This window comes from Flavobacterium sp. N2038, assembly GCF_025947185.1.
In the GTDB taxonomy this organism is placed as follows: Bacteria; Bacteroidota; Bacteroidia; order Flavobacteriales; family Flavobacteriaceae; genus Flavobacterium.
This window is the reverse complement of sequence record NZ_CP110001.1, coordinates 2,658,999-2,674,313: the sequence shown is the minus strand read 5'-3', so window position 1 is coordinate 2,674,313 and position 15,315 is coordinate 2,658,999. Positions and strand designations below refer to the sequence as shown.

Sequence of the window (15,315 nt, the reverse complement as noted above, 5' to 3'; positions counted from 1 at the left end):
AAAAATCAAACAATGAAAAAATTAACTCAACTAGCAGTCTTTGGTGCATTTTTATTAAGCTATTCGGCTAATGCCCAAATGGAGAAAATAAAAGGTAACGGGAAGGTTGTAACCGAAACAAGAACAACATCTGATTATGATGTAATAAAAGCTACCGGCTCTTATGATATAGATTTAGTAGCTGGTAAAGAAGGTAAAATTACGATTACCGGAGAACAAAATATTTTGGCTGCCATTATCGTAGAAGTTCAGGACAATGTTCTAAAAATTCATAACAAGAAAAACACCAATATAAGTTCTAGTATGGGCAAAAAGGTACAGATTACAATTCCGTTTGAAAAAATATCCGAGTTAAGTTTGTCTGGCTCAGGAGATATTACAACTAAAAATCCGATCAAGACCGATACTTTTACAGCAAGACTATCAGGTTCAGGAAATATAGATTTAGCTGTTGATTCCAATACATTTGAGTTTAATCTGAGTGGTTCGGGAGATGTTAAACTAAAAGGAAGTTCAGATAGTCTGGTAATAAAACTTTCCGGATCCGGAGATATTGAAGCTGACGGTTTAAAATCTAAAAATGCTAATGTCAGTGTTTCAGGTTCAGGAGATGTTAGTGTAAACTGTAATGAAAGTCTAACAGCAAGAGTTTCTGGTTCGGGAGATATTAAATATACCGGAAATGCAGAAAAACGTGATGTAAAAGTTTCCGGATCAGGAAGCATTTCAAAAGCATAATTACTTACAGAGCTCAATAATAAAAAATTTTCAAAAATCATTCAATCGAAAAATGAACCATTATTCCTCTTTTATTATTGAGCTCTTACTTACCTTATAAAACAATCTTTTTGAAAGATTAAAAAATACCCAAATCAAGACCAATTCCATTTGATGTGACGGAAATGGCAGAATAATCTCAAGCATCCTTCTTTTGAACCAAGTAGTGTTCTTAGAAAATTCTATTTCAAAAATCACAACTTTAATAATTAGTTTAGATGAGACGGATAATTTTTATTTTCCTTCTGATGCTTTCTTGTGCCCTGTCTTTTGCTCAAACAACAAAAAACACCAAGAAACCAACAGAACAAACTATTACTTTAAATAATCTGAAAAACAGCACTTATGAAGTAATGAAAAAGTATAATTTAAAAGGATTAAGCGTTGCTGTATTTGAAAATTATCAAATAATCTGGACTAATCAATGGGGAATAAAAGCTTCTGATTCTGATGAAAAAATTGACCCAAACACAGCATTTTCTACAGCTTCGATTTCAAAACCAATAACAGCAATTGTTTGTGCCATTTTAGAAGAAAAAGGACTAATCAATTTAGATGATCCTATTCAAAAATATCTCAAAAGATGGAAACTTCCGGAAAGTAACTTTACAAAAAATACCCCTGTAACCTGGAAACAGCTTTTATCTCATACCGCAGGAACAAGTCAGGGTGGTTTTGAAGATTATTATACAGGCGATTCTATTCCGACAATTGTAGAAAGCTTACAGGGAAAATTACTTCCGCGATCCAAAAAGCCAATTGAGTTTCTTTTTAAACCGGGAACAAACTGGGAATATAGTGGTGGTGGTTACGTAATTGTTCAATGTGCGCTTGAAGATTATTTTCAGAAACCACTGGCTCAGATTGTCAAAGAAATACTCCTGGATCCGCTACAGTTACAAAACTCAACGATGATACAGCCTAATGAAAATGGATTTCTAACCAATGTTGCCAAAGTACATAACAATAAAGGTCAAATTATAAGAACCGGAATTCCGATAACGCCTCAAGTTGCACCATCAGGTTTATGGTCTACTCCTACTGATTTAGCTTTAATCGCTATAGAAATGCAAAAAGCTTTACTCGGAAAAGGTAATAAAATCATTTCTCAGGCTGTTGCTAAAAAAGTTACTGATATTGTTACACTAAATGGTGCACGTGGCTGGAGTTATGGCTGGCAAAGAAGTATTGGCTTTGGGAATTTGGAATGGTTTTCTCACGATGGCTCAAATACCGGAACTGGTGGCGAATTACTGGCAACAATGGAAAATGGCAACGGAATTGCAGTTTTAGCAAATGGTGATAAACCAAATCGTTTGCCTGTGATGGCTTATCTCGAAAAAGAAATCATCACCAAGCTTCATTGGAGCAAATCTATTCATTCGACTTCTTCAAAACAAATTCCATCAAACTTAAAAGAAGCTATTAAAGGGTATTACACTGAAATTCTTTACGGATATGATCGATTAGGAACCTCTCAAATAGTAGAAGAGAATTCTATTCTATTTCTGAATTCACCCGTTTTGAAAGAAAATTATGATTCTGAAAAAAACGAAATGCATTACATAGGAAACAATTCTTTTAAAATTGATAACTATCCGAATATCATTCAGTTTAATTTAGATAAAAATCAACTAGAATCCATAACGATTTTGCGACCAGGCTATACTGATAAGAAACTAGAATTACCTTTAGATGAAATTAAAACCACACAATCTCAGTTAATTGAAATTTTTAGCGAAAATAATTTTCAAACTTCCCTGTCAAAATTTCAAAAACTAAAGCTGAAATATCCTGAATATAATTTTGAAGAGAATCTGAATAATTTAGGTTATCAATTTTTAAATAAGAAACAAACTGCTATTTCTGTTCAAATTTTCACTCTCAATTGTTCTGAATATCCCCAATCAGCAAATGCATATGATAGTTTGGGAGAGATTTACGAAGCGATGGGAAAATTAGATCTGGCCAAACAAAACTATCAAAAGTCATTAGATCTAAATCCGAAAAATGAAAATGCAAAAGAAATGATTTCAAAAATCGATACAATACTTAAATCAAAATAAAAAGAGGCACTTAAAGTGCCTCTTTTTTATGAACTCTTCTTAAAAGAAAAATCGATGTGACGAAGAAAATTCCCAAAATTACAATCGCTGCACGCGGACTTCCTGTAATTTGATCAATGATTCCGTAAACGCACATTCCTATTACAATTCCGATCTTCTCGGCAACATCATAAAAACTAAAGAATGAAGCCGTATCACTTGTTTCAGGTAATAATTTTGAATATGTCGAGCGTGACAATGCCTGAATTCCTCCCATTACAAAACCGGCAACAGTTGCCATAACGTAAAAATGCATTGGTAACGTAATAAAGTAAGCTAGCGCACAGAATACTGCCCAAATTGCATTTATAACTATTAAAGTTGGAATATTTCCAAATTTTGCTGATGCTCTGGAAGTAACTACCGCGCCAACTACCGCTACTAATTGGATAATTAAAATACATATAATCAACCCAATTGTACTTTCTTCTTTAGAAGACCATTGAATTTCTTGTGCTCCAAAATAAGTTGCTACCAACATTACTGTCTGTACCGCCATACTCGAAACAAAGAAACCTCCTAAGTAACGTTTTAAAGGAATATTCTCCTGTAATAATCCCCAAACCTTTTTTAACTCTTTGAAGCCATTAAATACAACAGACCTTGTTAGTTTTTCACCCGTTTCTTTGCTTCCTTTTGGCAAGTAGTAATAAGTATACTGACTGAATAATATCCACCACACTCCCACCATTACAAAAGAATAACGCATTGCAATATCTGAAGCCTTTATAGTAGCAGTGCCTTCGATTCTAAACCATTCAGGTTTCATAATCATTGCTAAATTGATAATCAACAAAATAACACTTCCTATATATCCCAAAGAATATCCTTTAGCACTAATTCTGTCTTGCTGTTCTTCAAAAGCAATATCAGGCAAATAAGAATTATAGAAAACTAAACTTCCCCAATATCCCAATAATCCAAAAAAGTAAAATGCCAGTCCAACATAAATATTAGTTAATTCGAACCAATATAATCCCATGCATGATAAGGCACCCAAATAACAGAAAAATTTCATGAAAGATTTTTTATTCCCTACATAATCAGCAATTCCAGATAATAATGGAGAAATAAAGGAAACTACTAAAAAAGCCGCTGCAGTAATAAAACTAATTAATGCAGAGTTTTTTAAATGAAGTCCAAAAACATCAATATAGTGATCTCTATCTGCAAATAAAGCTTCATAAAAAATTGGAAATACTGCCGAAGCAATTGTAAGGGTATAAACAGAATTGGCCCAATCATAAAATGCCCAGGCATTTAAAAGCTTCTTATCTCCTTTTTGTAGGTTTTTCATAGAAATGGTTTTGTTAATGCGCTACGAATTTATCTAATTTTTATCATAATCAAATACAAATTATCCCGATTCATATATTAATAAATTATAAAGCATAAAAAAAGCTACCCGAAAACGAATAGCTTAAAATATAATATATTCTGATAATCAGACTTTTATTTTATAGTTCCTACTTTTAGAGCAATTGATTTTGCTTCTGGAATTAAAGCTTTAATATTAGCAATCCTTGTTGCATCTGACGGGTGCGTACTCATAAACTCCGGAGTTCCTGATCCTCCAGATTTTGCAGACATTCTGCTCCAGAAAGCAACAGCATCATCTGGATTGTAACCTGCAATAGCCATTAATGTTAAACCTATTTTATCCGCTTCACTTTCATTACTTCTGCTAAAAGGGAGCATAACTCCAACTTCAGAACCAATTCCGTAAGCCTGAGCAAAAATTTCCTGAGTTTGTGCCGATTTTGTACTGGTTGCAGCACTCAAAGCCGCTCCGCCAATTTGCTGCAATTGTGCCGCAGACATTCTTTGTGCACCGTGATTTGCTAATGCGTGTGAAACCTCGTGCCCCATTACTGTTGCCAAACCAGCTTCATTTTGTGTAACAGGCAAAATACCCGAATAAACAACAATTTTTCCTCCCGGTAAACACCATGCATTAACTTCCTTGTTATCAACCAATTTATATTCCCAACGATAATCTTTCAAATATTGTGATTGTCCTAAGTAGTTTAAATATTTCTCGGCAGCCAGTTTAATTTTAAATCCTACCGTTTCAACAAGTTTAGCATCTGCTGTACCTGTAATTACTTTATTTTCAGTTAAAAACTGACTATATTGCTGAAATGAAGAAGGAAATAATTCACTGTTTGAAACAAAATTTAAACTCTGTTTTCCTGTTATAGGGTTTGTTGCACAGCTGTAAACCAAAACTGCTGTAAAAAGTCCTGCAATTAGATGTTTTTTCATGATCTTAAAAATTAAACATGCACACAAAAATACAAATAAAATAAGTTTAATTTTTACACAATTTTCAAAAACAGTATCAGAATTTACCTATTCGCCAACAATATGTAGTTCATTAAACTCTTTATCAATAATCAGAAAATTATTCTGCTCGAAACTTATTATATCAAATTCGACTTTTTCATTGTCGATTTCAATTTCTGTAACTTTAAAAGGAAGTCCAATTAGATTGATTTTATATTTAGAATAAGGTGTATCATATTTACCTTCTTTATGAAGCTGAATAATCAATTCCTTTTCCTTTCCAATAGTTCTAAAAGATAAAAAACTGTAACGTCCTTTTTTATAATCATAGCCATCCTGAGCATCCTCATAAACGACCGATTTTTCTTTACCGTTTTTGAAATATACATCAAGTGTTAATTCATCAAATTCTAATTCGCCCACATATTGCTGAACCGGATATTTCGGAATAATAGCACCCGCTTTTATAAAAACCGGAATCTCATCAAATTTGGTGTCAATCCAAATTTCTCGCCCTCCAATAAACAGCTCATTTGTCCAAAAGTTATACCATTCACCTCTAGGAATATACATACGTCTACCTACAGCATTGGGTTCAAGAATTGGACAAACTAAAATTTGATTCCCAAAAATGAATTCATCATTACGATAATGTGTTTGCGTATCTTCCTGATCATAATATACCAAAGGTTTAAGCATTGGCACACCTTCTTCTATATATTGCCAGAACATGGTATACAAATAAGGTAACAATTGGTAACGAAGATTTACAAATTTTCTGGTAATATTGATTACTTCTTCGTCAAACGCCCATGGTTCCTGGTTTCCATGATCTCCAGAAGAATGTGTTCTGCAAAAAGGATGAAAAACTCCTAACTGAATCCAACGTGCATATAATTCACCTGTTGGCTGTTCTGCAAAACCACCAATATCAGAACCGGTAAAACCCATTCCGGAAATAGACATTCTCTGAACCTGAATATTAGCAATCCATAAATGTTCCCAAGTTGCGACATTATCACCTGTCCATGACGATGTATAACGTTGAGCACCAGAATAAGCTGATCTTGTTATTACAAAAGGGCGCTTTGGGTAAGCAAATCGTTTAACACCATGATAAGTGGCTCTGGCCATCTGGGTTCCATAAATATTATGAGCCTTTCTGTGGCTGCAAGGGTTCCCGTCGTAAACGTGACGTACATCCATTGGAAATGTCTTATTTGGAACCTCCATAACTGCAGGTTCATTCATATCATTCCAAACACCTTTTACTCCAATGTCTGAAATTAACTCTTTAAATAAGCCAGCCCACCATTCTCTTACTACGGGATTTGTATAATCCGGGAAATTACATTCTCCAGGCCAGACTTTTCCTTTCATATAAGGACCATCAGCTCTTTTACAGAAATAACCTTTTTCCAATGCTTCTTTATAAACCCAGTAATCTTTATCAATTTTAATTCCCGGGTCAATGATAACTATTGTTTTAAAACCATCTTCGGCTAATTCAGAGACCATTTTTTTTGGATCTGGAAAATATTCTTTATTCCATGTAAAACAGCGAAAACCTTCCATATAATCGATATCCAAGTAAATGGCATCGCACGGAATTTTTAATTCTCTAAATTTAGAAGTGACTTCTTTTACTTTACTTTCAGGATAATAACTCCATTTACATTGATGATATCCTAAGACCCAAAGTGGTGGTAATTCTGGCTTACCGGTCAAATCTGTATAAGTCGTCACTACATCCTGCATTTGCGGGCCATAAATGAAATAGTAATTCATTTCGCCTCCTTCTGCCCAAAAACTAGTCACATTTCTTCTTTCCTGACAAAAGTCAAAAAAGGTTCTGAACGTATTATCAAAGAAAACGCCGTAAGATTTTTGATTATGTAATCCAATGTAAAAAGGGACAACTTTATATAACGGTTCCTGATCTTTTTGATAAGCATATTGATCAGTAGCAAAATTTTCTACTCTTTTGCCTTTTAAGTTCATTTGAGTGGCTTTGTCACCAAGACCGTAAAAACATTCCCCGTCCTTTGACGATTTGCTCATTTTTACAATATTTCCACCATATTCATAACTTTCTTCCCAATGAAATCCAAGTTCATCCTGAAGAATCAGACAATCATTTAAGTCATAAATAGACAAACGGACATCTGCTTTTTTAATTTTGCAAACCACTTTACTCGTTCTGATTTCAAAATAATTTTCGTCTTCGTTAACTTGTAAAAAATTATAACCATGCAGCTGTGTTTTATCAATTGCATACGAAAAATCATTACTAAAATAACCTTTTGTGGTAAAACGAAAACGAATTAAACTGTCTCTAAGAACCGTAACTTTTAAAATTACATTATTGTCCGTGTAAAAAGAAACAGAATCACCTTCATGCTCATATGAAACTATTTTTGACGGAAATAAATTACCTTTATGTTCTAATGATGTATTTGTAATCATAACGCTATTGTCTTAATTTAAGAACTCTATCTTTACTTCAAACATACAAAAAAACTCGGTAAAGCACTATGAATAAAAGGTTTATTCACGAAAACGTTTTTTCTGAATGAGCAACAAATTAGTTTACAAAAAATCAATAATTTGATAATTTTAAAACACAAAACTGATAAAAAAGCATTAAGAGAAATTTTCTTTAAATTTCTACTCAAAAGAATAAACTGTAACACTTAAAGGAGGCAAAATTAATTCAACAGAATAATCCCTTCCATCATAAGGAGAAGATTCAACTTTTAAGGATTCTGAATTCCCAACTCCACTTCCTCCATAAATTTCTGCATCGCTATTAAAAATTTCTCTTAATTTTCCTTTTTGAGAAATGCCAATTCTGTAATTCTCCCGCACTATCTGAGTAAAATTACAAACCACAATTACATTTTCATCTGAATTATCTCCTTTTCGGATATACGAAATAACAGCATTTTGATGATCTGAATAATTAATCCATTCAAAACCGTCACCGGTAAATTGTCTTTCATATAATGCCGGATAAGTTTTGTATAACTGATTCAAGTCTGTAATTACTTTTTTAACTCCCGAGTGATAATCATATTGAAGTAAATGCCAGTCTAAACTTTTCTCAAAATTCCATTCGTCACTTTGCCCAAACTCAGACCCCATAAACAACAATTTTGTTCCCGGATGTGTGAACATATAACTGTAAAGTAATCTTAAATTGGCAAATTTCTGCCATTCATCACCAGGCATTTTATTCGCAATAGATTTTTTTCCGTACACCACTTCGTCATGCGAAAACGGAAGCATAAAATTTTCCGTAAAGGCATAAGTCATTGAAAATGTCAAATCATTTTGATGGTATTTTCGATACACAGTTTCTTTTTCAAAATATTTTAAAGTATCGTGCATCCAGCCCATCATCCATTTCATTCCAAAACCTAAACCTCCTGTAAATGTTGGTCTTGAAACCATCGGAAAAGAAGTGCTCTCTTCTGCAATAGTTTGAACTCCATTAAAATTAGCATAGATTACCTCATTAAATTCTTTAAGAAAACTAATGGTTTCCAAATTCTCTCTTCCTCCATAAATATTAGGTTCCCATTCACCTTCATTTCTGGAATAATCAAGATATAGCATTGACGCAACAGCATCAACTCTTAGTAAGTCAGCATGATAATTCTGAAGCCAAAAAACCGCATTACTAATTAAAAAAGCTCGAACTTCGTTACGTCCATAATTAAAAACTAAACTTTTCCAATCGGGATGATACCCTTTTCTACGATCAGGATGTTCATATAAATGCGAACCATCAAAGAAACCTAAGCCATGTGCATCATCAGGAAAATGTGAAGGAACCCAATCCAGAATAACACCAATACCAGCCTGATGTAGTTTATCAACCAAAACCATAAAATCCTGTGGTTTGCCAAAACGTGATGTTGGTGCAAAATAACCTGTCAGCTGATATCCCCATGAAGGGTCATATGGATACTCCATAACAGGCATAAACTCAACATGTGTAAAACCAGTTTCTTTAACATAAGCAACCAGATCATCTGCCAATTCTAAATAAGTTAAGAATCGATTATTTTCACCACGTTTCCAAGAACCTAAATGTACTTCATAAACCGAATAAGGTTTATTTAAAGCATTATTTTCATTTCTGGATTCCATCCAATTACTATCTTTCCAATTGTAACCTAAATCCCAGACAATCGATGCTGTATTTGGTGGTTTTTCACAGTATAAAGCAAATGGATCGGCTTTCTCGGTTACAACTCCATCTATATTCGACTCAATTTTATACTTATAAAGTGATCCTTTCGAAATATCAGGAATAAATCCTTCCCAAATCCCTGAAGAATCCCAGCGAACCTGAAGCTGATGTTCACCTTGCACCCAATAATTAAAATCACCAACCACAGAAACTGAATTTGCTGTGGGAGCCCAAACAGCAAAATAAACTCCCTTAACTCCATTTACTTCAACTAAATGTGCTCCTAACTTTTCATACAATTTGAAATGTTTTCCTGCCTTGAATAAATCAATATCAAAATCGGTAAATAAAGAATATGTAATTACTTTTGTCATATTTGGTTTTTAAGGCAACAATTGGAATTTGGTTTTTGGAATTTGGATTTTTTATTCTATTCTAAAATTATCCGACAGAATAACTCCTTTCTTAATCACAACAATTCCATCTTTAATGCTATACAATTCATTAGTAAAATTATCTAAATGCTTGCCTCCGTTTATATGTACATTATTTCCGATTCGCACATTCTTATCTACTAAAACATTTTTAATAAAGCAGTTTTCCCCTATTCCAACATGAATTTTATTAATGCTTGCTTCATGATTAAGTTCATCTAAATCCTGATAGAAATCATTCCCCATTACGTAGCAATTTTCAAGAACTGTTCCTGTACCAATTCTGGAACGTATACCAATTACCGAACTTTTAATTTCTTTAGCATTGATAATACAGCCCTCTGAAATTAAGGATTGATTGATAATGGAATTTCTAAATTTTGATGGTGGAAGTAATCTTGGTCTTGTAAAAATCTTATTATCATTATCAAACAAATTAAATTCAGGAATATCATCAGTTAAACCGATATTTGCTTCAAAGAATGATTCAATATTTCCAATATCAGTCCAATATCCTTCATATTGATAACTCAAAATTTTATGTTTCCCAACGGCTTGCGGAATAATTTCTTTTCCAAAATCTTTAGTATCCGGATTTGCCATTAATTCTACTAGCAATTCTTTATTAAAAATATAGATGCCCATTGAAGCCAAATATTTTTTGCCTTTTTCCTGCATTTGCTCACTTACCTCAGATTCCCATTGTGGCAAAAGTGAAGCATCCGGCTTTTCAATAAAAGCTTCAATGCAGCTTTCATGATTGGTTTTTAAAATTCCAAATTCCGGAGCATCTTTAGCATTTACAGGTAAAGTTGCAATAGAAATTGCAGCATCTGCAGCAATATGAGCTTCTAACATTTCGTTAAAATCCATTTGATACAACTGATCTCCAGAAAGAATTAAAGCATGGTCAAAATCATGTTTTAAAAAATGAGACATACATTGTCTAACAGCATCTGCAGTTCCCTGAAACCAGGTTGGATTATCCGGGGTTTGTTCAGCTGCTAAAATATCAACAAATGACTGACTAAAAATGCTAAAGTTAAACGTGTTTTTAATATGAGCATTAAGAGATGCAGAATTAAATTGTGTCAAAACAAATATTTTAAAAATATCAGAATTGATGCAATTTGAAATTGGAATATCAACCAAACGATATTTACCTCCAATTGGAACAGCTGGTTTAGATCTTGTTTCTGTTAATGGGAACAAGCGAGATCCTTGCCCACCTCCTAAAATAATGGCAACTACATTTTTCTTTTTAAACTTCATTTTGCTGAATTATTAAGTTGTATATTTCGATATATTCTTGGCAAACACTTTCCCAGGAATGATCTGCTGACATTCCTCTTTTTAAAACTTTATTGAAATTTATTTTATCTTCATACAACCCTACTGCACGATTTATCGAATAACAAATATCTCCAACCGAAGCCTGATCGTGGCAAACTCCATTTCCTTCATCTCCAAAATCAATTACCGTATCACGTAATCCTCCTGTTCTTCTAACAATTGGTATTGTCCCATATCTCATGGCATACATCTGATTCAAACCGCATGGCTCTACTCTGGAAGGCATTAGAATATAATCCGATCCCGCATAAATTAAATGCGCTAATTCTTCATTATAACCAATAAAAACATTGTAGTTGCCTTTATAGTCATTTCGCAATTGCGTTAGTTGTGCTTCTATTTCAGCATTTCCCGATCCTAAAATCAGGATATTAATATTCTCAAAATTTTCAGATAATGCTAATGCAGATGCTTGTGGTAATAAATCGCCTCCTTTTTCTTCGAATAACCGTCCGATAAAACTAAATAATGGTTTTGTTGGGTCTAATTCAAATTGCTCACAAAGCTTTTCTTTATTTATTTGTTTTCCCATTTCAAAAGTTTCAATAGAGTAATGATGCTCAATCATTTTATCTCTTGATGGATCCCAGACTTCTATATCAATTCCGTTTAAAATTCCTCTTGATTTATTTCGAACCGAATTAAAAAGCGATTCCAAACCATTTGCGGCATAATTAATCTCATTTAGATAACTTGGAGAAACAGTAGTAACAGCATGTGCACATTTCACTCCAACTGCCAGCGAATTAATTGAATGATTCCATTCTAAAAACCTCACATGAATTAAATCAAATTCTGGCAGATAATATAACTTATCAAAGCCAAACCAACCTTGATATAAACCGTTATGAATGGTAATCGTTGTTTTTACATTTCGTAAACTTTCATATTTATAAGCATACTTCACTAAAAAAGGGACTACTCCTGTATGATGATCATGACAATTGATAATATCGGGAGCTTTACCACGAGCCATAATCCAATCTAAACTTGCAATCTGAAAAGATAAAAAACGTTCAATATCATCTTCATACCCATAAACATTTGGCCTGTCAAATAATTCTTTGATTTCTATCAAATACAATTCATAACCCAGTTTATCAGAAGCCTCTTTTAAAACGCTAAATGGAAAATCAAAATTTCCTAGTTTCACATTTCCCCAATGAACACATTCAAAATCATTTTCTTTCCTAAATTTTGTATCATAACCTGGGACAACAACTCTTATCTGATGACCTGCATTTGTCTGATATTTAGGCAATGCGCCAACGACATCAGCCAAACCACCAACTTTTGCCATTGGGTAACATTCTGCACTTAAATGAAATATTTCCATCCTAAAAATTTATAACAGTATTAAAATAGTAATCACTGATTTATTTTTTTTTAAGTAATCATTAATATGCTACTTTTATGTTTTTTAAATTTAGGAAAAAATAAGCATAATTTAGCTCTCAAGTAAAATTTAATAATATGTCAAAAAAGGAAACTAATCCTACTAAATCATTAAAAATTCCACAGTTTATTATTGTATCCTGTAAAATTTGCGCTTTTATTTCCACTAAACTAGTTACGACATATGCTGCGAAACTATTTACAACACCTATAAAACATAAGATTCCAAAACGAGAACTTGAAATGGACACTCAAAGTGTACAGAAAACAATTCATATTCCTGAAATAGATAAAAACATTGTAACTTATCATTACGGAAATAGTAACCGTAAAATTATATTAGTTCACGGCTGGTCTGGAAGAGGTACCCAGTTATTTAAAATAGCCGATGAACTTTTAAAAAATGGCTATTCAACTGTAAGTTTTGATGCACCTGCACATGGAAAATCAAAAGGCAAATCAACCATTATGTCTGAATTTATTGCTTCAATATTAGAAATTGAAAAGCAATTTGGCCCATTTGAATTTGCAATTGGTCACTCACTTGGCGGAATGTCTGTTCTAAATGCCATAAAAGATGGTTTACACGTAAAAAAAGCAATCGTAATTGGTAGTGGTGATATTGTTCAGGATATTCTAGATGACTTTGTTTCAAAATTAGGTTTAAAGCAAGAGATTAGCGAACGTCTTCGTGATCGTTTTGAAAATAAATATCAGATGAAAATGGATGACTTTTCTGCCTATAGAGCAGCACAAAAAGTAAAAATTCCAGTTTTAGTCGTTCACGATAATGATGATCCCGAAGTTCCCGTTAAAGCAGGAATTCACATTCACCAACAACTTGAGAATGGAACTTTGTTTTTAACTGATAATTTAGGACATAGAAAAATACTTGGAAATCATAATGTTATCAAAAAAACGTTAGATTTTATCAAAACCAACTAATTTTGTGATAGTTACATTTTTCAAACAACTAACTTAAACTATAATGAAATGGATTTATTTGGAGAAACAAATAATTGGGAAATTAAATTAGAGCCCATTTTAGAGAAATATAAAGGAAAAAGACATCCTTTAGAATACCAAAATACATATCAATTATTAGTTATGGTAATTTTGTCTGCACAAGATTCTGATGCTAATATTAATAAAATTGCACCGGTACTATTTGAGAAATTTCCAACCTTAAAAAGTATATCCGAGACAGATCATGAGACATTTATACCTTACATAAGTAAGGTTAGAAACTTTGGAACAAAAGCAAACTGGATATTAGAAATTGCAAGAGCAATTCAAAATGATGACGATATTCCTTTAACAATGCAAGGATTAACAGCTTTAAAAGGAGTTGGACGAAAATCGGCCAATGTAATTTTAAGAGAAACTGGCAAACCAGCCGAAGGTATAATTGCAGATTTACACGTCATTCGTGTAGCACCAAGAATTGGGATAATAAAAGAAAGTAAGGACGGAATTAAAGTTGAAAAAGATTTAATGCAGGTATTACCAAAAAGCATTTGGTCTGAGATTGGCATGGCAATATCTTTTTTGGGAAGAGAAACCTGCAGACCAAAACCTAAATGTGAGGAATGTCTTTTAGCTGATATTTGTCTCTATTATACCACAGAAGTAGCTTAAAAAACTTATTTTCTTCTTGTATCAATTAAGTAAATAATTTTCCATGTATCTTTTTCTTTAAACAAAGTAAAAGTATTTACACCAGTATGACTTAATTTATCATTCAAATAAAACTCATACGGAGCCCAAACATGTGCCATCCCACCATCAATTTGAATATTGTAACTTAAAATTTTTTCCTGAAATTTCATACTGGCAGGAATTGAAGCAATAGATTTATAGAGTTCTTTTGCTGTTTCATCAGATAATTTATTTCCCTTAGTTTTACTTTCACTAATAGATTGCAAAATAATCTTATCAGAACACACTAATTTGAGTTTAATTGTGTCTTTTTGATGAAATCCTTCAAAGAAAGATTCGATAGTTTTCTGCACGTCCTGTTGTTGCGCATTTGAAACTAAACCAACCAATAATAAAGCTAATACAACATATATTCTCATAAAAAATCAGATTAAAATAGACAATTAAACACCAAATTGGCTCAAATGATGTTCCAAATGTTTACTAAACATATTACTCCATTCTTTAGACGTTAATTTGCCAAAAGAAAGAGATTCTTTTCCTTCAAATTCTCTTTCTCCCAATTCTTGTGTTTTAGTAATATAAGCAACCAACCGCTTCTTTTCGATATCAAAATTTCTATCTCCTTTAATTATAAACTGTGGTGCAGTTCCATTATTTCTGGCATATGCTTTGTCATCAACAACCTTATTCTTTACCAGCGATTTTAAGACAAACCTCATAAAAGCATTTGGTTTAGAATGAATATTATCATAAACCATTTCATAAGACACATTACAATGCGCCAACATTTGAGAAACATTCATTTTACCCCAAAGCCCTTCTGATTCCGGACTAAGTTTATTGATTCGATTTATAAAATCATTACAGACTTCTTTATCAAAAATATTTTTCATAATGCAATTTAGTTTAAAATTTTGGTCATCTAAAGAGTAGCAAAAATATAAAATATAAAATTACATAAGTATTTTACCACTAATTTAATTAATAATTATGGCGTTACCCTCCGGGTCGGGCTGTCCGCTAAATCTTTTGTGACAGGGTTTTTAGTGTTTTCAGCAGTTTTGGATATCACAAAAGGATACCACTTCCATCCCTAACGCAATTT

12 protein-coding genes are annotated in these 15,315 nt (G+C 32.7%); 4 read left to right on the top strand and 8 right to left on the bottom strand.

Annotated elements, in window-relative coordinates:
* Positions 1 to 12: 12 nt before the first annotated feature.
* Both OLM51_RS11925 and OLM51_RS11920 read left to right on the top strand, forming a co-directional pair.
* Positions 13 to 738, top strand: coding sequence for a head GIN domain-containing protein (locus OLM51_RS11925; protein WP_264550839.1), 726 nt, complete (start codon positions 13 to 15; stop codon positions 736 to 738).
* Positions 739 to 995: 257 nt separating this feature from the next.
* A complete protein-coding gene (locus tag OLM51_RS11920; RefSeq protein ID WP_264550838.1) occupies positions 996 to 2,843 on the top strand; it encodes a serine hydrolase in 1,848 nt (615 codons plus the stop codon).
* A gap of 10 nt (positions 2,844 to 2,853) precedes the next feature.
* Here OLM51_RS11920 and OLM51_RS11915 read toward each other — a convergent pair whose 3' ends face one another.
* The 6 genes from OLM51_RS11915 to OLM51_RS11890 all read right to left on the bottom strand — a co-directional run bounded on the left by OLM51_RS11915 (position 2,854) and on the right by OLM51_RS11890 (position 12,489).
* The gene (locus OLM51_RS11915; RefSeq protein ID WP_264550837.1) at positions 2,854 to 4,179 is read right to left on the bottom strand and encodes an MFS transporter; all 1,326 of its coding nucleotides are present in this window, start codon (positions 4,177 to 4,179) and stop codon (positions 2,854 to 2,856) included.
* 155 nt (positions 4,180 to 4,334) lie between these two features.
* Positions 4,335 to 5,147 carry a M48 family metallopeptidase gene (locus OLM51_RS11910; protein WP_264550836.1) on the bottom strand — a complete coding sequence of 271 codons (813 nt, stop codon included), beginning with the start codon at positions 5,145 to 5,147 and terminating at the stop codon, positions 4,335 to 4,337.
* A gap of 87 nt (positions 5,148 to 5,234) precedes the next feature.
* Positions 5,235 to 7,634 carry a glycoside hydrolase family 31 protein gene (locus OLM51_RS11905; RefSeq protein WP_264550835.1) on the bottom strand — a complete coding sequence of 800 codons (2,400 nt, stop codon included), beginning with the start codon at positions 7,632 to 7,634 and terminating at the stop codon, positions 5,235 to 5,237.
* A 201-nt stretch (positions 7,635 to 7,835) separates the two neighbouring features.
* Positions 7,836 to 9,740, bottom strand: coding sequence for a 1,4-alpha-glucan branching protein GlgB (glgB, locus tag OLM51_RS11900; protein ID WP_264550834.1), 1,905 nt, complete (start codon positions 9,738 to 9,740; stop codon positions 7,836 to 7,838).
* Between the two features lie 51 nt (positions 9,741 to 9,791).
* Complete coding sequence (locus tag OLM51_RS11895) at positions 9,792 to 11,072, bottom strand: glucose-1-phosphate adenylyltransferase (protein WP_264550833.1); 1,281 nt, start codon at positions 11,070 to 11,072, stop codon at positions 9,792 to 9,794.
* Complete coding sequence (locus OLM51_RS11890) at positions 11,062 to 12,489, bottom strand: glycogen synthase (RefSeq protein ID WP_264550832.1); 1,428 nt, start codon at positions 12,487 to 12,489, stop codon at positions 11,062 to 11,064. Before OLM51_RS11890 ends, OLM51_RS11895 begins: the two co-directional genes overlap by 11 nt.
* Positions 12,490 to 12,626: 137 nt before the next feature.
* Here OLM51_RS11890 and OLM51_RS11885 point away from each other — a divergent pair, with 137 nt between their 5' ends.
* Entirely contained in the window at positions 12,627 to 13,493 is an 867-nt protein-coding gene (locus OLM51_RS11885; RefSeq protein ID WP_264550831.1) for an alpha/beta fold hydrolase, read from the top strand.
* A 48-nt stretch (positions 13,494 to 13,541) separates the two neighbouring features.
* The gene (locus OLM51_RS11880) at positions 13,542 to 14,186 is read left to right on the top strand and encodes an endonuclease III domain-containing protein (RefSeq protein ID WP_264550830.1); all 645 of its coding nucleotides are present in this window, start codon (positions 13,542 to 13,544) and stop codon (positions 14,184 to 14,186) included.
* A 5-nt stretch (positions 14,187 to 14,191) separates the two neighbouring features.
* Here OLM51_RS11880 and OLM51_RS11875 read toward each other — a convergent pair whose 3' ends face one another.
* Both OLM51_RS11875 and OLM51_RS11870 read right to left on the bottom strand, forming a co-directional pair.
* The gene (locus OLM51_RS11875) at positions 14,192 to 14,626 is read right to left on the bottom strand and encodes a nuclear transport factor 2 family protein (RefSeq protein WP_264550829.1); all 435 of its coding nucleotides are present in this window, start codon (positions 14,624 to 14,626) and stop codon (positions 14,192 to 14,194) included.
* 24 nt (positions 14,627 to 14,650) lie between these two features.
* Complete coding sequence (locus tag OLM51_RS11870) at positions 14,651 to 15,103, bottom strand: DUF1569 domain-containing protein (protein WP_264550828.1); 453 nt, start codon at positions 15,101 to 15,103, stop codon at positions 14,651 to 14,653.
* Positions 15,104 to 15,315: the final 212 nt, after the last annotated feature.